General features: G+C 44.3%; 13 protein-coding genes. All 13 read right to left on the reverse strand.

Translation table 11 applies throughout. The features are described 5' to 3' along the window. Window positions 1–6: 6 nt before the first annotated feature. Window positions 7–984 (reverse strand): DUF5615 family PIN-like protein, encoded by a 978-nt coding sequence (locus tag KTO58_RS21190; protein WP_095837481.1) that lies wholly within the window; start codon window positions 982–984, stop codon window positions 7–9. A 113-nt stretch (window positions 985–1,097) separates the two neighbouring features. Further along, entirely contained in the window at window positions 1,098–1,451 is a 354-nt protein-coding gene (locus tag KTO58_RS21195) for a hypothetical protein (protein WP_157752812.1), read from the reverse strand. A 137-nt stretch (window positions 1,452–1,588) separates the two neighbouring features. After that, window positions 1,589–2,695, reverse strand: a complete 1,107-nt coding sequence (locus KTO58_RS21200; protein WP_095837479.1) for an RHS repeat domain-containing protein — start codon at window positions 2,693–2,695, stop codon at window positions 1,589–1,591. Between the two features lie 107 nt (window positions 2,696–2,802). After that, on the reverse strand, window positions 2,803–3,219 hold the full coding sequence (locus KTO58_RS21205) for a hypothetical protein (RefSeq protein WP_157752811.1): 417 nt from the start codon (window positions 3,217–3,219) through the stop codon (window positions 2,803–2,805). Between the two features lie 1,020 nt (window positions 3,220–4,239). Beyond that, window positions 4,240–5,106, reverse strand: a complete 867-nt coding sequence (locus KTO58_RS21210; protein WP_095837477.1) for a tyrosine-type recombinase/integrase — start codon at window positions 5,104–5,106, stop codon at window positions 4,240–4,242. After that, the gene (locus KTO58_RS21215; RefSeq protein ID WP_095837476.1) at window positions 5,103–5,957 is read right to left on the reverse strand and encodes a tyrosine-type recombinase/integrase; all 855 of its coding nucleotides are present in this window, start codon (window positions 5,955–5,957) and stop codon (window positions 5,103–5,105) included. The genes KTO58_RS21210 and KTO58_RS21215 overlap by 4 nt, the downstream gene beginning before the upstream one ends. 143 nt (window positions 5,958–6,100) lie before the next feature. Then, window positions 6,101–6,721, reverse strand: coding sequence for a hypothetical protein (locus tag KTO58_RS21220; RefSeq protein WP_198315166.1), 621 nt, complete (start codon window positions 6,719–6,721; stop codon window positions 6,101–6,103). Window positions 6,722–7,169: 448 nt separating this feature from the next. After that, entirely contained in the window at window positions 7,170–7,394 is a 225-nt protein-coding gene (locus tag KTO58_RS21225) for a hypothetical protein (protein WP_095837475.1), read from the reverse strand. Then, on the reverse strand, window positions 7,379–15,985 hold the full coding sequence (locus tag KTO58_RS21230) for an RHS repeat-associated core domain-containing protein (RefSeq protein WP_095837474.1): 8,607 nt from the start codon (window positions 15,983–15,985) through the stop codon (window positions 7,379–7,381). Before KTO58_RS21230 ends, KTO58_RS21225 begins: the two co-directional genes overlap by 16 nt. Window positions 15,986–16,007: 22 nt before the next feature. Beyond that, complete coding sequence (locus tag KTO58_RS21235; RefSeq protein ID WP_157752810.1) at window positions 16,008–16,820, reverse strand: hypothetical protein; 813 nt, start codon at window positions 16,818–16,820, stop codon at window positions 16,008–16,010. A 17-nt stretch (window positions 16,821–16,837) separates the two neighbouring features. Further along, window positions 16,838–23,431: a hypothetical protein gene (locus KTO58_RS21240; protein WP_225859861.1), complete on the reverse strand. Its 6,594-nt coding sequence runs from the start codon at window positions 23,429–23,431 to the stop codon at window positions 16,838–16,840. Continuing rightward, window positions 23,428–23,952, reverse strand: coding sequence for a hypothetical protein (locus KTO58_RS21245; RefSeq protein WP_225859862.1), 525 nt, complete (start codon window positions 23,950–23,952; stop codon window positions 23,428–23,430). Before KTO58_RS21245 ends, KTO58_RS21240 begins: the two co-directional genes overlap by 4 nt. Then, complete coding sequence (locus tag KTO58_RS21250) at window positions 23,952–25,043, reverse strand: DUF928 domain-containing protein (RefSeq protein WP_157752807.1); 1,092 nt, start codon at window positions 25,041–25,043, stop codon at window positions 23,952–23,954. The genes KTO58_RS21245 and KTO58_RS21250 overlap by 1 nt, the downstream gene beginning before the upstream one ends. Between the last annotated feature and the right edge of the window lie 8 nt (window positions 25,044–25,051).

A 25,051-nucleotide genomic window follows, 5' to 3' on the forward strand; every position in this document is an offset into this window, starting at 1 on the left:
AATATCTTATTCGGGATTGGCTAAAGATACAACTTTACCAGGCTTTAATATTGACGGATTGGCTTGTGATTTGGCATCCAAAGACTTCATTAAAGGAACAATTTGCTGATAATTCTGCTGCTGTTTGGAAGTGACCTTTATAGCTGTAACACCATTATTTCCTCTGAAGTCTTTTATATTATTAGTAAGTATTATAGAATTTCCTTGTTGGGCATATTTAATAATATCTTCATCTAAAGTAACCTTAGGGAATCTCTTTACACTAAAACCAGCCTCCTCTAATGGTCTCATCAGTTTAGGCGACAAGTTATCGTCTACGATAAGCTCACGGCCACGTAATCTACTATTATACATTGGAGGAATATCCAATGATTCACTCCCTGACACAGTAGTTACCCGCACCAATGGTCTTGTCACATCTGCTTTAATAGCAGTCTTAGGCATTTGAGGTGTTGAACTCACATGCACCTCTACCATAGGCTCTTGAGGCGCCCTTCTAAAGTTCCTGTTCGCACCTCCACCTGACATTAATCCCCCACTACGATATTCTGTATATGCTTTTCCACTAACTGCTAAAAATGATATTACCGCATCTCCATTTGTATAATTCTTCCTTTGTGCGGGGATTCCTGCGGCATTATACCAACCATGAGCTAAGTCGGAACCCGTTTTACTAGAAGCATTCCACCATTCTTTAATCTCAGGAATTATGCTACTGTAGCTAACAGGTATCCCGCCTTCTGCACCATCTATATCTATTGCCCATATTGGAGTATTACTTGCGAACTGATAGGGAGTCAACTCTGGATATTGTTGTGTAAGTGGATCTATACTCAAAAACTTCCCAACCCTCGGATCATACACCCGCATCCCATAATCCTGCTGATTACCCACTCCCTTGACCTCATCATCGTTCTCCTTCCCATTAAACCCATAACGATACCGACTCCCAATATATATTCGCGTCGCCAGTTGTAGGCCAATTCGCTAAAATAACTCAATTCATATTCTTTATATAAATCAAAACTCCAGGTCTCACTTAACCCGGAGTTTTAATTTACATATGATTTCACTCATAAAGCTAAATATTGCAACCATTAATTAAAGGGTCGAATTATTGACTTCCTATAATCAGTAATAATTTCATAACTAGCTAATTTATAATCCCCAATTCTATCCAAAAACGATACTCGAATTGTCACTTTTAAAAGTTTATTATCTGGGCTTTCTTTTACTGAAATGGGAACATTTATATAAGTGCGCTGCATTAAACCTAAACTATCTTTTTCAGCAAAAAAAACGGAGGTATCCGGTATCCCGTAAATAGTTAATATATCTGATGCTTTCTTAATCTCAAACCTGAATATTTCTTCATCTTTTCCTAAGTCAGCTAAACTAAACCCTAACATACTTTTTGCACTATCTACTTCATTGTTCTTTAAGTACTTCATAAATTTATTAGCTGTATTGATTTTCACCTCATTCTTACGATCCTGAGAGCGACAGGAAACAATACAGAACAAAATAGTTACCATTATCAGGATGGAAGAATATTTATATCTGTTGACCATATAAATCATAATTATTTTTAGTATTTTTTTTCACCTCCGTTACGTTGATAGATATCTTTCAGATTCGAAAAAGATTTTGATACTGACTCCTTTAATGGAATACCTTGATCTTTAAGTATCTGAATTCCCACGTGCATTACAGTCAATGAATATTCCGACATTGATCTAACTTGGGAACTACCTAATCCTTGCGCCCAATTACCTGTTAGGGGTATTGTTCCATCGTTAATAAAGTTGATAAGATCTGCCTTGCCTTGACCGGTTCTAAATGTCTGATCAAGCCTAACAAACATGCCGTCCTTGATATACGAATTGATCAAATTGGTTGCCTGATAAAAAGTTCTTCTTTGTGCTTGCTCTAATGCCGAAGCATTCCATTCCGGTACATTTAGTTGATTATCGACAAGCCCTTTTAACTTTGATATCTGATCAATTATTCCTCCTCCGGTTGCAATATTGTTCCGCGTTCTATAATTCGAGCTCTTTATAGGTCTCACTCCTAACCGACCGAAATCATTCTTCCTAGCCTCTCCAGGATCCTCCCTTCCTTCATCTCCATACTTGCCATTAAAGTCTGGACCAGAATTATAATATCTTCCAGGACTGTAAATAATAGCACCTTTATAATCTTTACCATCAGAACCGACAGGGCCTCCTTTTGTATACTTAAGATCTCCAGCGCCATCATTCAATGCTACTGGAATATTATCAACAACTGTCTGAACTATATGTAGTTCGTCCGAAATACCCAGTTTGGACTTGGAACCAACAAATGCCATCCTATACATAGAGCTATTAACGGGTAATAATTCCAATCCGTCAAGGTCAATTCCCATAATAGGACTATTACTTGCGAACTGATAAGGGGTTAACTCAGGGTATTGCTTCGTAATAGGATCAACACTCAAAAACTTCCCTACCCTCGGATCATACACCCGCATCCCATAATCCTGCTGATTTCCAACGCCCTTCACCTCATTATCATTCTCCTTCCCATTGAACCCATAACGATAACCTCCTCCCCCACCCAACACATACGTCCGACCAGGCTGCAACATTCCAAAAGGATAATCAAAGAACCCACCATAAAGATACCTTTTTCCTAATGCGTTTCTCCTATCCATTCAATAGAAACAAAAAAATCCAGATCACGATTGACCTGGATTTTTTCACTACTTTACAGTTGCTTTAATGCTTAGCCGTATTAAAAGCAACCTTTGCCCCGGGCATCTCACTGCCCGGGCTTTTTCATCCGACCGCGCCACTTCACATACCACGCCGCTAGCCGGTAACGAACCTGCAACTGATACTCCTTATCTAAACGACCGTAGTAGTACTCCAGCTCATAACCTGGCCACCCGCTCCGTAAGCTATCCAGCTCACGTAACATCTGACGCTGTTGATCAGGGCGGTAACGATCCCACCCATAACGGGAGCAAGTAAAATAACTCATCGCCATAAGACGCTCATCGCTGCTATAACCCCACGTATCCATACACACATGATGGATAAAGTCCTGTAGTACCCGCTGAGGAGTTACACCCACTAAACGGCATAATAACCGGAACTGGATCGGTAAACGCAACTCGTAACGTTCCCACGTGCTGTTGCAGTTGCGCAGACGAGCAGGAAGATGTTTTCTTCTCATTTGATTTCATTTATAAAGTGAGTAAATAAATACGTGCGTACAAGGGGAACACGTCCGGGATAATAGCGGCGCAACTACTAACGCCGGGAGCGAGTATCTAACGCTCAGCGCCGCATTATCACGGACGCGCCAAGATCATACTAATGCCGGGGCAGCGAACTAATGTAGCCGTTCGCGGCAGGTCTTGTATTACTGCTCAGCGATCAGGGAACTAACCCATAGTGCTATAATCTCCCGATCAACCGAAGCTATCCGCCACCACCGCCATGACGCCCCGGCCGCTGGGGCGAGAGTGCGCAGCGAAGCGGAGCACGGAGCCACAGCTGGCCGCCGCTAGTCCTTATTATTCGCCGGGAGCGAAGCGGACGGCATAGACGTATCAACAAGGCCGGGGCGGTACGGCAGGTGGCGGACGCAGTGAGGCAGCAAAGGGATGGCGCCAGTTAAGCCACTGTGCGAGGCGCGCCAGACCGGGAGCTGCCACGACCGGAGCCCGAAGCGTGAGCAAAACCGTGACAGGTACGGCGAAGCCTACCTGGCGCGGTTTTTTATTCCCAGCCGGGCGAAGGGAGACCGATCTTCCTGTTTGGCTTTATCCTGATGATGAGGTCTTTTGATGCAGATTAGCTCTGCACTGACGCCGGGGAGTACAGCAGGACGCAGGTTCGATTCCCGCCGACTCCACGCTATTTACTGCCGCTGTCGCACCCGTTCCCAGAACAGGAACAATACCTGCACTCGGGGGCGGAGGAGGAGATTCGAACTCCTTAACAGTCGGGATGACTAGATTCGAACCAGGTAGATTTTCTATGTAAATACTGGCTGCGGTTCTCATTAGATTCGAACTGCCGGTTAACTAGCAACTGTCTATAATCTCTACATTGCAGTGGTTAGCACTTTTGCTGGCAGTGCGGAGAACGGCATTCAAACTTGTAGCGAGGAGAGGATTCGAACCTGATAACGGTCCGCTATGGAAGGGATTCGAACCAGCGGTTCGATTACAGTACAAGGATAGGATTTTTATTTCATCGGATGATAAGTATCTATAGCAGATTGTAACCGGTCTACCTGCTCCTGGCGGTAACGCTCCGTACTCGATGGGTATTTATGTCCCGCGAACTGCTGTACCGTCGCTATATCATGCCCTTGTTTAAACAGGTTCGCTAGTACACTTTGACGGATCGTTTGCGCGGTCACCGCACGAGGGGCGTACATATCCCCGTAAAGACGCTTTATATGCTTACTAATGTCCTGCGCACTCATTCCCTCACCTCGCTGCCCAAGCAGCAGTAAGTCGCTTATTTTGCCCCGTAATAGCCGTAAACGAACATACTCCTGGTAGCTGTATAATAACAACACCTGGTTAGGCTGTAAAGACAGCGTACGACTATTGGCCGCCGCACTGCTCCGGATATAAATACTACCCGCCTCCAGGTTGACTTCCGTAACTTTTAATCCTGCCAGTTCGTGTGTCTGTAATCCCTGGTACACCAGTAAACTGATCAGTACCTTATTACGGTAAGCAAGCAGACTATAACGGGACGTACGTGCTAATAACTGCGCTAACTCTCCGGACGTAAATAAGTCCTGTAACTGTATATCACGGCTACGCTGGTCCCTTAATAACAACGCCCGTCCAGGATGATCTTCCCGGATGCCTGACTGGCATAAGTAATCATAGTAAGCCTTGATGCTACTCACGATACGGTTTAACGTACTGGCATTGCTGTAGCGCTGACGTAACTGACCCACATAAGCTATCAGGTCACTATACAAAGCCGTTTCTGCTCCAGGGCAACCCGATAAAAAACAGCTGATCTCCCGTTCATAACTGGCAGCGGTGCCGGGGGTGTAGTGTTGGGCTAAATACTGCTGTAAGGTCATCATACAAGTAGTTTTTTAGGGTGAACTTTAGCATATAACTGTGTCGCCTCCAGATGGCTATGCCCTAAAAAATCCCGTACGTACTCCAGGTGCATACCACCTTGTAACAGATGCGTGGCGATACTGTGGCGCAGGTAATGAGGACTTACATGACCGGGTAAACCCGCACGATCTACCAGTACCTTCAACAGACGGTTGTAGCTATCACCACTCATCGGTCTGCCTAAACGGTTCAGCATAAAGGCGCTGCTACTACCCCACTCCTGCAACCGTATCTCCGACAGGTAAACACCCAGGCTGGCGGCTACCCCTGCCGTCAGCGGGATCACCCGCCGTTTTGCACCTTTACCAGAACGCACGTATAACAACCGGCTGCGCACCGATACATCCCGGATATGTAGACTAACCGCTTCTCCGCGACGTAACCCACAACTATAAAACAGGTGTAGTAATGCCTGCTCTTTTAAATCCTCCACACAGTTAAACAACTGTTGTACTGCCTCCACGCTCAACGGTTCGCGTACGCCTGCCTTACCGCGACCGAACTTTAACCCGCTCATCGGATTATGCAATAACTGACCGCTCACCTCTAACCAGTCAAAGAACACGCGCAACGCATACACGTAATGACTGATCATCATACTACTCAGTCCGCCACCATCTCCGCGTTTCAACGGGCGTACCTGCAACCAGGCATAAAAGTCCCGGATACCGGATGCACTAATTGCATCCACATGGCTATACTGTCCATAGCTGAGCAACTCCCGCACACAGGCAGGCAGCATCCGCTGCGTACTTGCGCCGTAGCCGAGTATGGACAGGTAACTCGTAAATTGACTTACGATCAACTCCATAACTACCAATATTTTTTTAACGTAAATAAAAAGAGAGGGGTAACGCTATGCCGATTTTTATATCACTATGACACTTTTTTAAAAAGGGGCTTGAGCATTTTTCCCGAACACCGAACGCCAGCATCTTTTTAACCCCTTTTTAGCTACTGTACAGCACTCTGGCGTTCGGTCTGGTGTTCGCTGGCGTTCGGCATGCCCGTCTGGCGGGCAGGCTGGCGTTCGGTACTTGTTAGTTCTAAATTGACACGGAGAGTGGCAATTTGATTATTTAGATCGGTCTTGATTCGCTCTCGCAGACCGGTATAATTGTCCCAGTAAGCAATACGGTATTTAAATCCACGATTGGCATGACCATACTGGCGGATATAACTTAACTCCACCAGCTTGTTTAAGTAATGATGTTGCTGCGTCTTACCTACCCCGGTAGCATCCCGTACCTCGAACCGTGTAAACTCATAGTTCTGTCCGTGTTTGCCTATCACGTCTTTTAACTGCTCATAAAACTGACGCAGACTTCCATCTAGTTCGTCTACCTTCAATACTATACTATCGAACATAATAAATACTGCCGTCTCCAGGTCGCTGATATCAGCGATTAATCTACCCTGGTTATCCCGCTGACGCTGGTATTGATGCAGTAAGGTCACCAGCTTTACAAAGTTTAAAAACAGGTCGTGTAATCGCCTGATCTTATGTGCATCTTCTGGTAGCTTTAGCCTGCCGGCATAGGGATTTACTACTTCATAGGGGTGTAGTACCCGCACCAGGTTACCGATAAAATGTTTGGTCGACTGTTCCTTGCGGCTATCGGCGGCGCCACTGGCTTTACTATCCTGGTAGGCTATAATACGTTTGGTCTGCGCTGCACTCTCATCGACCGCTACCAGAAGAGGATAAAGCTGCCCTGCTCCGCGTAATAGCCGCTTTTATCAGGGACGTTAAAACTAAACAAGCCTATTCTAAATAGTAATAACATAAATACCATAAAATAATTAGCCCCGGCCGTCGGCCGGGGCTAATTATTTTATCACCCTATCTATACCGAAGGATGGTTATACCTTCATCGAAGGAAGAGCGCATTTAAGATGGACTAAAGGTGGACTTGATACACAGATAAGACTCATTTACAATGACTTATAAAAACCACAAAATACTGTAAAAGATAAGCCCCAACCAGCTGATCGGGGCTTATCTTTTACAAACATTGTCATCTTAACTATTCATCATATCATCGTAATTCTCATATATATCAACGCCCATTTCTAACATTAATGAGACAGCATCTTCATAATACAATTCCAATATTTCAAACCCCTTGGTTGGTTTAAAAATTATAACATATTCAAATGGAGGTAACTTATCATACTTCATAAGAGCGTAGTCCTGAAGATTACTAAATACTTCAGGATATGTATTAATAACTATTTCTTTTTCCATTGTATATCTGTTTGACCTTCTGTATTAAATTTAGAATTGGAATTACCTATTGGTATGATTTGGGAAGAACTCTGTATAGGCATCCCCTTACTCCTTTGAATCTCTTGCAAATTATTCAATATCAACTTATCCGCATTACTCGGTACAGACGTCCCCCCCGGATGAACGTGGTTAATCAAGTACGGTGTCCCATCTGAGAAACTAGGAATAGAAATTCTATCTTTTGTACCATAGATAGTACTATAATAACCGCCACTTTTTTGCTTAACAAATATCTGCGCTACTTCAACTCCTCCCAATTCGTTTGACAATACCCTCATAGCGTTTGTACTTAATGGCTTGTTAAAATTAGGAACTCCATAATTAGCAGGTATCTTACTGAGGTTCTCTACAAATGTGCTGATGTATCCCCTCTCAAAATCTGTTAACGAGATATTTAATGCAACACTAGAAGTCCCAAATAGTGCATTCTTTGCATTGCCCTCTCCTAGACTTCCAAGCTGTTTATTCCTTAAGTCCCTCGCTTCATCCTCAAATCTGGGAACTGATTTCCCGCCAACCATTGTAGTATTTCGCAAATACTCTTCTCTCCTAAACTCTTCCGCCTGATTTATTTGCTCAATAGTACTTAACGGATTCCGTTCATTTACATAACCGGCCGCACTCACCCCATACCTGGCATATGGTGCCATAGGCATAGCGGTACCGCCTCCTAAAATAGGCCGCATTAGAGGACCTGCGGAAGGTGCTAATGCCGGTTCTGCACCATCTAAGTCAATAAATTTCGTGGGCGTATTTCCGGCGAACTGGTAAGGGCTATAATATGGATAGTCTTTAGTTAATGGATCAATGCTCAAGAACTTTCCTACTCTCGGGTCGTAAATACGCATCCCATAATCCTGCTGATTACCTTGGCCCTTCACCTCATTATCATTCTCCTTCCCATTGAACCCATAACGATAATCTCCCGTTCCATATGATCTTCCGGGCTGCAACATACCGAAAGGATAATAGTCCTGTGCAGAAGCGATTTCCGGTTCGTAATAGTCGATGGTGCCATCTCCGTTAGCATCGATACCGCGACGGTTGTCAGTCATAACAGCCAGTACGTTACCCAGATGGTTGGACAGTTCATATCGCCTGTTACCAGATTGTCCCCAGATAGAAGTAGCATTTCCGCTGCCAACATTCATATTAGGTGTCCACATCCCTAAGTGACTACTACCGTAAAGGTGTTGCTCTTTCCAGTATTGCTGCGCGTCGCCATTTTTGTTGCCATAGATGGCGAGCACATTTCCTTGTGGGTCGCGGACATACCATTCTTTGTTTACCACTCCACCAGAGGAATACTCCTTGTATATGCGGTTGCCCGCGGCATCATACCTATATAACAAAGAACTACCATCACTCTTCTGAATAGAACTGATCTTACCGTAGACGTTCCAATTGATGTTATTCACTCCACCCTGTACATCTCGAACAAGATTGCCTATCTGGTCATAAATATAGTTATTATCTGACTGGCTATCCAAATCCACTGCGTAATTTCCGGCATTGACAGCATCACTGATACTGGCTAAACGATTGTTTATCAGCTTATTTCCACTCTTGTTATATTGATAAGTCAGGTTATCCATATCCAGCGGCATTCCGCTGGCATTGGCGCCGTTACGTTTGTATTTCAGTATGTTACCATTACCGTCGTAGGAGATATCTTCTGCATAGGCTTCGGTTTGCTGTGCAGCGCCCCAATTCGTAAGGCCAGTCCCAATATTATGCTGCCGCATACGTGTCAGACGATTCAACTGGTCGTACCGATAGCTGTATCCTGTCAGCGCACCATTATTCAAACGATTGAGCCCCAGGGTGCTCCGGCTAATATTACCATTGTACAATGATTGCCCCGTCAGATCTCCCGATTGTGCCTGCCAACTTAAAGGGAATGCAGGTGCATTTGTACCTCCGATTGGTCTATAATCCCCGTTAAAATAGTCCAGGCTGAAACTCATTGCATCCCTGGCAAAGGATGTCGGTCCATTAGGTCCATCTGTTCCCATTTCCGTATTGGGTTGCAGGTAATGCCCGTTCTGTCCCTTCAGCCATCCTTGGAGCGTATACGCATAGTCCAGTCGCTGGATGTTGCTAAGGTCCTGTCCTATTTCTGTTCTGGCCAGCGGGCCATGCAGATAGTATTGATAGTAAGCATCGGTGACAGGGTTACTTACTGTCCAGCCGTCACTGCTGGAGGACAGTATACCGCTACGCGCTTTTGTCAGACGATTCTCTGCATCATATTCATATTGGTAGAAGAACTGATCAGGTTTTCCTGACTGATAGCGAACCTTATTCACCTTGCCACTCACCAGGTCGTAGTTATAGTCAATCCGCTTCAGCTCTAGATCCTTCAGCTGCTGCCATAACGTCTTTACGTTACCCAAGGCATCATAACTGTAATAGCTACCCTGTTCCTCTGCTCCTCCAACTGTAGGCTGGTAAGTGGTAGCAGCAACCCGCTTACGCAGGTTATCTTGTGAGATGCCCGTAACACCGGCCGGCATATAGGCATTATCATAATAGGTACGGGTGACCTGAGAATTGTTGCCACTACCGAGGAAACTACTGATTATTCCTGGGTCATAAAAAGGTGTACCTACAGTAAGCCCACCGGCACCTACTTTCTCTCCCACTTCTGTCACGCGGCCTAAGGCGTCATAGCGTGTATAGCTATAAGTGCCAGTGTTGGCAGCCTGTTTCGCGTTGACGGAAGCAAACAGTCTGCCGGCCTGATCATACCAGAAGTTACTACCGCCCGCATCCGGAGTCTGCTGTTGTACCACCTGATTCAGAGAGTGGTAGGCATAGTTGGTTAATAGGCGGTGTTTGGGATATACCGGGGACAACTGTGTCTCTGTTGTTCCTTTGCCTTGCATCGTCGTCTGGCTTCCCTCAACAGGCGTGTTAAAGCGAGCCCAGTGTTGCAGTACCGGATTTAATGCTGCAAGGTAGCTGGCATTAATACCCAGACATTGCTCTCCGGCGTTGGCAGTAATCTCCGCCTGTGTCATCAGGCGGTTATACATACGTAATTGCTTGAGCGAAGAAAGCTGCTGCGGCCAGATCAAATTACCACTTCCATCCGGCCCCAATTCCCAACCGCAACCTCCAGGAGGAGCATTCGTCGCCGCAGGGCAAAGCGTACCATTCACATATACACTAAATGGAATGCTATCAATATCTGCGCCTTGTAATACCAAATGAGTCCACTGTTTTAACGGCAACAACTGATTAATATCAACACTGACATTATTGGACAAGGTAATATCCGCTGTTTTGGCATCTACAGGTATCGTAGAATAGATATCGATATTCAGGTAGCGGTCGTCGATACAGGCATTAAAAATATATTTACGATCCGTTGTCGTTACAAGTACCTGGTTCGCTCCCGGATCAGGACTATGCAACCACATTTCCATAGACCTATTCGTACCGGACAACGTATTTGAAAACTGTTGCAACGATACGGCCGGATCAGTATTATTTGCGGGTCCTGTATAGTTACAGGTGGCAGGATCTTGATTTCTGGCAGCTTGTACCAAGCTCAATTCCTGATCGGTCAGCAACTCTACTCCTTCAGGTGGTACAGTACGAACCAGGTTGCCTGCCTGATCATAATAGTAGAGGGTAAAATGATATAACCGCTGTGCTGTTGTAATATTTACCGCTGACTTGGTAGTAGCACAGACGTTCACATACTGACGGCTGAAATCCTGCCGAACAGAATCAATATATTTTGCATACACCCTACGACCTTGTGCTACGGCACCTTCTGCCAGACTCACCAGGCAAGCATAAGGATCTGCATCCTGACTAGTAAAAAATGGCTGGTTACATAACGTAGCTGTTGAAGAACTCGCTAATTGTACTGCATAGGTCTCATAATCAGCATAACCTAGCGAAAATCCCCATCTATGATTGAGATAGGTCGTAAATACTCTTTTGTAATTTGGATGTCCAGCATTAAGATCACTCCAACCTTCCTGATTAAATGCAGTTACCGCAGCAGTATATTCCTGGCCATTAATGCATCCCTTTTTCCCATCTACAAATACCGGCAGACGAATTTCCTTTTCAAGAAGATATCGGCAGTTAGTACATCCTTTAAGCAAAACATCTAGTTCTGCAGACATAATGTTCATAGCTGTACCAAAACGATTTGTGAGATACGCATAAAATGTCCCACCAATATTCTGGCTTTGCTGATCCTGTTTAAGTGCATTCAATCTTGCACAAATCTCTGGGCTGGTAAACCCGGCTTGAGTTTGTGCAGTCTGTGGATTAACCTGAAATGGATATGGAGATTCCTGTAGCCAAGGATTGCATATCATACTCCAGGAAGATATCCCTAACACATTTTTCAGTACAGCCTTGAAAGTACTATAATTTGGTGCAGAAGGATCTGTTGTGCTGGCACCGTTTGGATGCATTATATCTCCTCCTCGCTTACACACTGCCAGCAATTGGCTTTCAAGAAGACTAATTGTCGCCTGACTTACTCCTCGAGCATTAAAGTAATCAGCTAATTGTGCCTTCCGCTCTGAAATGTTTTTAGCGCAAGCGGAATCCAACTGTTGGCTCAATAGTTTCCCATATTCCAGCTTCAGATTGGTGGTATCTGTATTGATATTATCATAGTTGATAATTGGTTCCCGGGGTATCTTTGTCTGGTAAATTACCTTTTCCGGAGTATCCGCAATATTACCCACAGGATTACAGGGATTCACATCACCGCCGTTGCAAGAGGTATAGCGCCTCGTGATTTCACCAGATGGGCCAATTACATAAGAGGCTACGTTTTTATTGCGAAGATTTGCAGTGGTGAATATCCGGCTTTGCTCTATCAAATCATAACTACCCGTTGTAAGATTATTATAATCAAGATTATATATTTCAACACCGGCGGCACCACCAGGTTCATGGTTCTGCGCTTCGATTTTTATCCTATGCGCACCTGCGGAAAGCTGTATTGGCAACATCAACCAGCCAGTATAATTCTCCTGTGGAGCATGTCCTCCCATTGAGTATATGAACTTTCCATCAACATATATATTTATATAATTCTTCGCTGCAAAACCAATATAATATGTCTTTGTGGAAGGAGCCGTAAAGCACGCATCTAAGCCCTTCCAATTTCTACTTTGAGACAACCAGCCCCAGCCAATACCAACTCTATTCAACACACTACAGTTAACAGTTTTATCTTCACTACAATTACCCCAATAACCATAACCAGCATTCGTTACGACCTGCCCGTTTGCATCAAGAAAGAAAGCTCCATTGAACGTATAATTTTCATCCCAGGCAGACTGAATTATCTTTAATGAATCGGCGGTATTCTCTATCACACCACCTTTACAATTACCAGGACTATCCGGAGAATACGGTTGGCCGACCTGGGGTTGCGCTCCACAGTAGAACTCATTTTGTCTGGCGTACTGATAATATTTTGCTTTCAGATCAAAATAGATGTCGCGGTAAGCAGTCCATTCCCTGTCAGGAATGCGACAAGAAGCAACAGGGCTGCAGTTATTCCACTTATCATTTATATTACTATTCGTATTGCCTCTGTCATCTGCGCAGTACAGAGAATAAGCCACGAATGCAGTTACACTTTTAGTTACCAGACGACTATCGTACCTTTTGAGTATACGATCGGAATAGAATAACAGATCATTCCTGAAATCAGATGCATATCCACTACCATTTCCATTAAAAAATGGATCTGCAGACATTAGCCAATCTGCTACAGCAGCATTATAATTATATCCGGGTAGAACAACAGGAATATCAGTTACTTTTTCTGCCAGCATTTTGACTTTTTCATCCCATGCGTAATAAGATGTGTTACTCTGACAGAACCTTAGCGCACAATATTCGGGATGATATTCTTTGAACCTGGACGCCCATTCCGGTTTCCAGTACTTAATTAACATTCCGATAGTAAACGATGGGTCATAAGGGGAAGTTACCTCTCCATCGATAATCAAACTTTCTGCCTCATAATCTACATTACCAGGATTTCTTTCGGGGAATTTTATACGCCAATATTTATTTAAAATATTTGTCGGTATTTCCAAAGGCGCAGCGCCATCAAACAATGCGTATTGTCCACCGGGGCTAACATCGTCCAATATCTGCTTTTCCAGCGTAACACAGGGAGAAGGAACGCAGGATTGGCGTAATGCAGTACAGTTATTACTTAATGCAGTATACAAACCATCTGCCCAACCAGTGAATACGGCATCATTTACCGGCATCTCTGGCCAGACTGTAAGTACTTTTTCTTTCAATCGCTGCAAAAAATTTGCCCTTTCACCCAAAGACTGCCGACAGGTCTTACAGTCACCAAAACAACCAGTAAAATCAATTGCCTTCAACTGGTCCATCACCATTTGCAACTCCGTCTTCAGGTTGGTATTACGTTGAATAAAATCATTGGTATAATCACGAATTACATCGGGAGAAAGCGACAATTCGAAAGTGACATAGTATTCACCTATTTTCAAAAGATCAACCCCGAAATTACCGGTTGCCGTAGCAGGAGCATTACAATTACTGAGGAGACTACCTATCTGTATCGGTTGAGCAGTATTATATACCTGATTTTTACAATCATCATACATACTGATACGTAATTCATAATAACAATTGCTGCAGATATTCACACCGTTCTGACTATAGTTTTTCACCAACTGTTGAATACTATACTCTAAGTTAGCCGTACCTATCAGGGAAGAGAGATAGGTTGTAGTGCCCGTCAGTTTCAATGTAGCATTATCAAATACAAACTGCTCAGGCTCCAGCAAACGGGATTTTCTGGTAACATTATCTCTTATTGTAGAAATTTTATCTGTGGCCAAGGGCACTTCCCCCGCTAACGCAGTTGCAATTACTTTACCAGCAGCATCCTTGTAGCTCACGCTCACCTGGCTATTGGGATCGACTACCATTTCTTTTGTGTAGTGATTAGCTAATCCAACATCGTTACCAAACAGTTGGTCCAGCTCCCACGACTCCGGTTTGCCATAGTAATATCTCGTTGCTTTATTCTCCGTCAGGTCTGCACTGGGTTGTAATTGATTACCAACACCTCCTTGTACAGCTATCCTTCCTGTATTATCTGGAGTATAACGTGTTACGGCAAACGGATAGCCTTCAGCGGCTGGAATATACTTATTAACCCCTGCCGCATTAAGAAAATCATTATTAGACGAATAATAACGTGCTGCACCTCCAGTGGGATCCATCATCTGTGGCTTAACTACACAAAACCCTGTTGCCCCGTTGTAAATATTCTTAAAGTTATAGGGTTGCTTATTAAGGTTGAGACTCTGACTTACGTAATAAGTGAGGTTCGGCGAATTTACCGGCGCAGGAAGTACAGTCGCCGCAGGACGGCCAAACTCATCATATATTGTCTCCTGTACAACGGCAATCCCCGACGTATTGCTGAGTGTAGTAGACTGGCGATTTCGCCCGGAGCCATCAAAATAACTGACTACTTCTTTCTTTTTGCCATCTTCTGCATAGGTAGCGGCATACTGCCAGTTCATCCCCGGCTGATGCCGTAGAGTCGTTAGTTCTACCACACCCTGCTCTACCGTTCCCTGATTATTGAACTTATAGTTCCACGGGCCTTCTATACGATTATTGTTGGCATCGTAATTAACCACTCTCATGCGAAACAGGAGATATTTGGTATCATGGATCAATGACACCCTAAAACTTTCTTGTTGAACAGTAACCCTTGAGGCGTTATTGCGCATCATTAATGCCATTAGGTCATCTGTCCTGTTTGCCTGCGTATTCAACAACCTTCCGTTGTCAGACTCATCATCAATAAATGTCCACTCAATATCATAAGCATCTGCACCTGTTATTGTCCCCCAGATAAGATCTACAGCATATGGAGTTTGATTAAAAGCACGTGCAGCCACACCTCCATTATTTCCTGATGAGCCACCATCTGTCACCGGTACAACGTAAGGTATCACCTCCTTAGACTTCAAGGTATATGTACGGTCTACAATTATCTGAGATTTCAGCTGTAGTACAGACGGTGTCTTTCCATCTCCTCCTTCATTCTTAATATCATTAATAGTAATTTTCACCTGATGTCCATTCAGGAACTCATATAATGTACTACGCTGATACACAGCACCGGAGTCCGGGCTAAAGTTAATTTTCAGTGGAATATGATCTTTGACGATAGGTTCCCGCTGATCCGGCTGGCTCCAATATTCTATCTTCAGATCAAGTTCACAGCTGAAAGCTTTGGTCAATGCGACAGTAGTGTCTGTAAATAACTCAAAGGTTACAATATTTGTGACCCGTGCATTACGGATATCATTCCAGCTCCAGGAGGGGTTTCTGAACTTCTCATCTCTCACAAGTAAAGTATCTCCTTTCTTCAGTTTGCCCCTCAGCATATGTTGATAAGGCTCCACCCCTGCTGATACGTGCATGTATAACAGTACGAAAAAGGGGATCAATAATAATTTAATAACGGGTCTATATTTGAACGGACGCATCATCGTTATAGGTATTGGAATGGAATTAATTCATATTTCCCATGTGGATCACTTCATATCCGGTCAACTGGGCAGATGGCACTACGTGGCCATTCTTATTTTTCAACCAGCTATAAACTGCTGGCATCTTTTCTGTAACATGCTCGAGTTCCCATTGATCAAACCGAACAGTTATCGTCTTATCCTTTTCTGCGCTCTCCGGTTCATCCATATCCGACAGGCGCATAAAGACTTGCTTCATTCTCAGGGTATGAGGATCGAAAGTCACCGCATACTCTTTGCAATTAATATGTGTTTCACGCAGCAACCTGATGACAGCCGTACCGTTAATCACAGTTCTGGTAACCTTATACCCATCTCCTTGCACCATATTCCTCAAACTATCGGAAGAGATCCTGAATGGCATAGTCATAGCTTTGGGACCAGACAAAAAAATCTTCTTCACCCCATGATTAACAGTAACAAAATGTTCGGGCGAAGCATACATTTCCTGATCTGCCAGCTGACAATACATTTCTGCTCCTTTCACGTGGTAGGCAAACACAGTATTCACTACGTTACTGCTGTCGCGTGGATCTGTAGTATTTACAATACCCTTCATATAAAAAGTCTTCACGCTATCTAACTGTCTGTAAACGCTAGCCAGTTCATTTAATATCTCTTCATCTTTCATGCGATCGAGCTGAACATCCGCTATTGAATCCAGACTACTCCTTTCTCTATTTTTCATCCAGTCGCCATGCTGTTTGGATGCCCATACAGTCATAGCAATAACAGCAACCAACATAAATGGGATGAGCACCTTTATAAATCTCATATTTGTCTTCTTACTTTTCATTACTTCTGTTTTACTCATTACTGATTACGGCGAAACGCAGAACGATTTTCTTTTAATGTCATAATACCCCTGTCAGTTTCTTTCTTAAGACGTATCAACGATCCCTCATCATCATATTCATAGAAAGTGGCAAAGTTATTTTCATCCAATTCCGCCATCAGACGTAGTGTTTTGCTATCATATGCGTATGATTTTAGTTGCCCATCAAACGGAAAAATGCGAATATCATCCACCCACACGGTTCCCTGAGGGCTTAAGTTTACAGTGAAGTTGGCGGCACTCCCAATAGCCGATAGATCCATAATACCCTCGACCAGCTTCCATCCTTCTACCATAGCCCGGCGTTGCAAGGCTATATTTACGCCGTTGATCGTAGCAGTAATACCTGTGCTAGTGGACGTCGCAGACTGATTGTCTTTCACCCAGGCAGAGAAGACATATTTCTTATTGGGTAAAGGTGAAAATCCTGCCGGATAAAGACCGTTCACTCCTTTCAGCTTATATACACCGGAAGAATTGTCCAGGTAGCTTTGTGATCCATATACTATGGTATGCACGAGTGACTGCATTCCCAATGGCCCTGTAAGTTTAAGGCTGAAGTTACCTGTATGTGCGTTGGAGACGTCTAATGTACCGGTACTATTGCTAAGTATCGCTTTACGGATACTGAATACATCGGGATTACAAATATTCTGCAGGCACCCGGTACCTGGTACATCATCCTCAAAGCCGTCATAAAATATCTCACGATTCATAGCATTGGATGATACCGCCAATGGTACAGTATTGTAAAACCCATACCTGGCACCGCTATAGCGGCCTAATACGTCTTTGTTTTCCAATTCCTCTCCTTGCTTTCCATATAAGGTAACATAACGTGCAGTAGTCCATGCAGTACCATTGACCGTTGCCGACTGCCATATACCAGCTTGATCCGGATACCAGTAAGGCGTAAAATTGGTATAATAGCCACTGTGACGTACATTCGCTCCTGATCCGGCAGAAGCAAATGCCTGACTGTTGTCCCGGCCTACTTTAAACACCTTTTCTTCTACCGGTCTCCAGTTACCCAGGAATCCTAATAAGTAAGGATTTACAGTATTATTAGCATCAGCCACACAATTACCGGTGCAGACATCATAATTACCCGCGCTGCACTGGTATCTAAATTTGGAACCGAACGCGGTAAAAACATATGTAGATATATTACTTCCTGCAAGAGATTCCGTAGAGAAGACACGCCTCTCCTGTACTTGTCCAAAATTCAGATTTATTAAATCAGCGGGAAGCCCTTTATAAATTTCTACCGCTACTGCATTGTTATCTGCTGTTTTCAGAGATTCAATTGTTATTTTTTTCTTACCAGCCGTAAGATAGATCGGTCGAACATTCCAATATTTATAATTATCCTCAATTTGCCCAGCGGCTCCTTTTACCTCTGTACCGTCTATATATATTCTTACATCCGTCGACACGCCGTATCCCAGAGAATACCAACTAGTTTCCGGTACTGTAAGACATGACTCCATTCCTAGCCATGTCCCACGGGTTACTATCTGATTTACACATAGCCAAACGCCGTAACGATTTAAGGGAGAACAGTAATCACCACCATGCACACAAGCCGGAGCCCAGTATTCCCTATTGTTGTAAACAGTACCGGATTCTGTGTAAAAACGCCCACCGGAAATGCCATAATTAGCATTTTTTGTTATCGTACATACGTTCAGATCACTATCATTATTCACAGTTGGCGCACCTACACATTTATCTCCCGCTGAGTTCAATGTATAACCCGGCGGACAGATATTACAGGTACTGCTCATACTCCATTCTTCGTTAAACAATGTTGCCTTTGCGTCCACAATGCGAAAAGCAGACTGCTCCGCATTATCCAGTATACTCAACTTATTATTATTGTAGGGCATTTGCTTACAAACTATACTCAGCGTTCCCGGCTGCAACTGGTTGCGGTAGGCAGAATGGTACACTTTTACATTCCCTGTGTAAGACACTACGGAAGAACCATCAGCTCTTACTAGTCGAAGTATCTGCGTAGTGTTCCCACTGGATATAGGCGCCTTGACAACCCACATCCGTGAACTATTTTTCAGATCAATCAACTCGTCTCCAGGGTTTAGTGAGGATTCATACGGTGCATTGGTGATCGCGCCTGTATTGTCACTTTTTAAATCAATCATCAGCAACCCTTCATTCTTATATGCACCGCCCATTTTATCGTACTTCCAATAAGCAGGCATATTCACCTGATACACAGGATCACCAAATTCATTTTCTTGTTGTACTACCACAGGGTCACCTGTGAGTTGGTCATATAATAAATTATTAGTGGTGATAGAAGAACCATTGACAGTTTTCACAACTTTATCAAGTATTCCGTAGTACTGTACGGTCTTCAAGGTACTGGCAGAACGGAAAAGCCGGTATTCATCGTTCGAACTGGTCGGCCAGTGAGGGATCGGTAATGCAATTCCGAAGAAGAAGGGTATCACATCTAAACCTATGTTTATGGAACGACCGGTATTAGACGTTTCCTGTTCACGCATATCAGTATACATCTCTATCTCACGGCCTATGATCTGGTCACGGGTAATTTGCCCCTTATCATTTACTACACTTACCTTATTGGCGAGGCGATAAGTATTGGCTCCCATCCGCTCAGAATTATAATGATAGACGGTAGAGGATATTTCTGCTCCTGACTGATTCAGGATGCGTTGCGCTTTAGGCTTACCATGCATATCATTAAGCTGAATGGCATACCCTTGGCTCATTACCATTTCATGTGTAATCTGGCCTCCAAAGAAGGAGAACCAACTGGCTGGCTGATAATTCCAAGTTCTGGGACTTGTATAGGTACAGGATACCGGATATTCCTTCGCTGTATAGAATTCATCAATAACTCTCCCCGTTTTGTTTAACGGATCGGGCTCTCCCTGTTCATTAAGGCTTCTGGTCGTCACCCTTCGATAACCAACTACAGGTGCAGGATACAAAGATTCGCCAAACGGTTCCTCCAGATAGAAATAATTGCTAAGCGCCCATTTCATTTCCTGTGTGTAGTAGTTCACTGGTTGACGCATTGGATTCTCATCACCACCGATATAAGGTTCGTAGCTGGCTACTCCGCTGCTAATGGTACGACCACCTTCCTCTGTAGTATATTCATAACTCTGTCCATAGGTTGCATTGGTGCCACCCTGCGCAATACTGCTCCAACTATCCGACAACACTATTTTTTTCACACGGATACCTCCTCCCAACTTGAATCCATCTGCTTTAACAATACGCGCGAAACTACGATCAAGATCCACCAGGCTACCAAAACCTTTCCTTTTGGCACGTTGATAGAAATTCTCCTTTAATTCGCTCAGGTTACCTATTGCATTAACGATAGCAGATAATGCTGCCTGAATAGGAGCATCGTCAGAAATGCGGTTACGATATCCGGGGAATGCATAGCGGGGGTACTCTAATCTCATTTTTTGCCAGGCCGCAAACTGGAAAGGATTCACACCTCCGCTTTCTTGCTGGTCTTCAAAATACACATCCGCATATCCATCACCGGTGACCACTTTTATCACTTTGCCGTAAGCGGGTATAAATTCCTTCTGAATACCGGTATTATTCCCTGGATTGTCTGTGACATCTACAGATAATTTCGCATACAGATATGGCTTACCGTCCAGGTATTGTTGTATAAACCAGTCTCTTCTATCAGCACCACTACTGGAACTAACACCAGGTATACTAATACGTAAGGCCTTGGCGTCTGCCAGACTAAATACCTGATCACCTTTTATATTGAGCATCCTTGTTATCTTAGTCATCTGCATAGCACGTCTATCCTGTACATAACTATAGTCATCAGATTCGTAGACAGGCTTTATTTCTCCTCCGGTTGGCAGTACGATTTTAGACAACTGCCATGCGCTGGCATTAAGATCAGCAGTACCTTTGTTGCTTGTTGCATAGGGAAACTCGTCATTCGTTAATGCACCAAAGCCATCACTCGCATTATTTGCCACCGGCTTGAGTACACCCCATCTGTCTGTAGAGACACGGGTGTATTCCGGCCCAGGATTATACTCAAAAGCATAAGGATAACGTGCTCCTTTGGTTGAAGACTGATATTTGAAATAAATCTTCTTCAATGTCAGCTTTCCTGCGCCCGTACGATGATTAGGAGCATTAACACAGAGGCTGTAATCATATTCAAAGACAACGGTTTTGATCAGCTGAGGTACTGCACCCTTCTTATACAAACGGATTTCACGCAGCCGTTTAGGTGCCATTGCGGTGTTTTTTGCACCTTTCCAGTCGGCGACTCCCAGGGCATCGTCTCTGTCTTCTGTTACGAAATAGGCGATATAGTTTTTGCCTTCTATCGAATGGGTATACCAAGACTCTCTCATTCCAAACACTATACTGCCTTTATCATCTTCAGGAACAGCGAGTTGCCCCCGGTTCAACGCGGCCCTCTGTTCCTCACCAGGAGTTCTCCATCCATAATCTACCCCTTTGGTATAATTGAATTTAACGGCGGTACCGTTATCATCAGGTGAAATACCATCTCCGGTAAGGTCTACATAATCCGGAGATAAATAGCCGGTCAGTAAATAAGACGAGGCATATGCAGGTTGCGTCTCATCATGCAGATAATGATCGATACCCAATTTATTATCCAGGCTCCCATCACCTTTCGTATTATAAGCTATGAGGTTTTTTGCAATATCAGTATTCCCTGAGATAACCTTTGCCTTATCAATAGCAAAAGACATCTCCCGCTGACTGATATTGTAAACAGGTATTCCATATACGGAACGCCCACCATTATCATTATGTACCGTGATCTCTGAGATGTGATGTTTCTTTCTATATCCTCCTTCCCTGTTTATAGATACAGGATTTCTCGGGCTACACCCCTCTGGATTATTAAAAGCACCGTAATTATTAAATGCATAACTCTTTATTTTTCTGTCTATTGCACCTGCAGCAGCCTCACCTGCAGTGAGATAAGTAACAGTAGTACGCCTTGATTGTCGACCATCCTTTTTGTAAGCATCAGCTGCAGCATATGTATTGTAGTCATCGCGTAATAAGTTCTGCGCGCTTTTACCTGAAAGCGTAATAGCCACCGGCTTCTCATCCACTATACGACGTGAAAAATTTTGATCCGGCAGATTCTTTTCTCCCACCTGTTTAAAATAGGCAGCTTCATCCGCAGGATTCTTTTTATTGGCAGCAAAATCGCCCGCCGACAAAAATGCATTGTCTTTCTCCCATTTTCCTGTTTGTGTTACCACATCTTGGTTATAAAAAGATACACCGCCGTGAAAATATCCACCATAACCAAAGTCTCCTCCGGCAGAAGCATTATCAGACACATCTCTTGTTGCTGCATCATAAAAAACACCAGTCCCTCCCCTGTATAAACGGAATTGTCCACCAGACCCCTGTCCACTATAAGAGAACAGATCCGGCGTAGCTATTGGCATCGGTAAGTTAGGCAGATTGGGAATGGCAGGGTTGTCTTTCTCCCGCATAAAATCCATTAAAGCTCCACCCTGTTTAGCTGCCTGTTCCGCATATAATAAACCAAAAGCCGGCTTAGCAATCGGATCTGCTGAAGCAACCTCCCGGACAGATTTATACCCGGAGAGTCCGCCACCTGCAAAAAGCGCAAAAGCAGTCCCTCCTACATCAAGGCTGTATGTTCTGTCCTTGCTCTTAAAAGCAACACCAGCAGAGGGGTAAAAGGGAGGTGTATTATAGCTGATGTTACTCGACGATATATCAAAATTAGCACTACCTGTTTTCAGATTCCTCCCGCTAATATCATAACCTGACAGTCCAAAAGACTGGCCCAATGTAAGATCTTTCAATCCATTCCTGGTATTATAACCCAACTGAGCAGAGACGGCATAGCTGGCAGTCATCGCCTCTGTCATCTTATTACTGATGGCTAACGACACCTGAGGGCTGACATTGACCCCGCTGGAAGTATTAGAATTTACCCCAATCCCTAATCGCCCCGTTAGTACACCTCCGTTTGTCAGGCTAAGGGAAAGGCCCGCATTGGCGCCTACTTCAGCACCAATACCAGTATAATTATCACTGAATACGCCCAGGAATAATGACCCTCCGATATTACCGATACCTCGTCCTTTTAACTCCAATCTCACAGTACCTCTTCCCCCTACCACTACCTTCGGCTTTACATAATGCTGTGTTACCACCTGATCACCCGCGAAATCATCCGGCAATCCTCTCAGCTGACGATTGATGGCCCCAGGCGTCAGACTCCATCCGAATCCTACCCAGCTGGCCTCATCATCCATACCGCTACCGCTCTGATAGCTCAGATTAATAGGATAACCATCTATATCCAGCAGTGGGATATTATATTTAAAGTCACCTGTGAAAAGGTCTACCATATCAGTGGTACCTGCCTGCTGGAATTGTTTACTTTCCGGCTGTACAGGTCCGCTGGTCAGTGCCCACACTCTCAATGGCAATATATTCTCTGCTACGAGTAGCCCTAAAAAGAAAAGAGCAACAGACTTTTTTATCCTTTTACTACGTATCATATGCTGCAGCTTTTTGCGTCTAATTTTTTGGTGTTGGTAAGATTGAATCGGAAAGACAGGTGCGTATTCGTGAACAACCAATCGCGGAACAGGAACGTGCAGGCAGTATCCTGTTTCAGTTGAGCACGATCGAACACCACCAGGTATTCGGTACCACCGATGTTACCATTCGCTATCTGCTGCGCAAATAACGGAGTGATAGTATCCTTGCCTACCACTACATTGAATAAAGTGTCGACATTCGTATGCATGGTCACTGGCGCATGATCCTGATCTTTGGGGGGCATCACCCGCAGACGGAATCCCAGTTCATCGGCTCCGGTTACGCCCCCTTGTCCGGCGGCAGCTTTCTTCTCACATGCCGGCATGTATGACAATTGCATATCCGTACCCTGTACATTTTTCTCACGTTTTAAATCCCATAGGGCCAGTTCATCCTGTTGAGATGCAGTCTGATGACAAGCAGCCAACATCATCATTGCTATGGCTATCCGCTGATAGCTTTTTCGTATACTCTTCATCATTGCGGCACTTTATAAAGGAAACGTAATTGCTTTTGCTCTCCGCTCGGCAGCTGTATGGTCATAATATAGAAGTATCCATCTGTAAAGGAAGGATTGTCGGACAGATCGATAATGATCTGGTTCGCCCCTCTGGCCAATCTTACCTTAGGCAACTTTTTAATCTTCAGTTCCGGGTTGGTAAGACAGGTAATGGTATAAGGCAACGGGCCCTCCGCATACGCGTTGTGAGTAGAGAATAAAATACTGCCGTTGGCGATATAGAAGTTTCCTTTGGTCAGGTCTTCCAGGTCGCGATAGCCTGTTACAGGCAATGCTTTGGTACTGTCCTCACATGATACGGTGAATTCCCATATCTCTGAATTAGCGAGTAATAGCGTTCCTCTATAGGCAGCTACCTGCCAGGCATATTGATGCCCTTCTTCCAACGGTCTGGCACCAGGAGGGAAGAACAACATAGGGGAGGGTATACCCATTTGTTGCACCTGTGGGGTATTATAGTTCAGCGCTTCTACCTTAGACTGACCTGGTTTTATCTCTGTTAGTACCAGACGGTACTGCATGCCTGCAATAGCGGGTAACAGCGGCTGCCAGTAGAGCTGTGGGCGCTTATCACATATCGCATCGCCGTCACCGGGAGACATTAATAGCAATGGAGAAAATGGCTGCAGCTGATAGTTAAAACACTGCTCTCCTATCAATTCTCCGGCATTCTTATCCTCGTTAGTCAACTCAAAACAATACTCATAGTCTCCTTCGGGGAAGGTACCGGTCTGCTTGCAGATCGTCGCTGCCGGGTTGTTGGAGAAGGTGAGTTTCGCATTACGTATCAGCGCCGGAGGCAAAGATTGTGTGCCCTCCGTCAACGGGAACGGGTTAGTACGCATTTGTAATACACGGCCGCTCTGTTGTTCCGTTACGGTGATCGTCAATATCACGCGCTGACTGCCGGCAGCATTTACCACTCTTGTCATCATCAGCCCGTCAAGTGTACGGCCATGTACTTCCGGCAGGAACACAAAAGACACCTGGCAGAAACTGGTCAGCCAGGACAGCTGTACCAGCAGTAATAATATTATTCGCTTCATCATAGTCATGT

This window comes from Chitinophaga pendula, from assembly GCF_020386615.1.
Taxonomy (GTDB): domain Bacteria; phylum Bacteroidota; class Bacteroidia; order Chitinophagales; family Chitinophagaceae; genus Chitinophaga; species Chitinophaga pendula.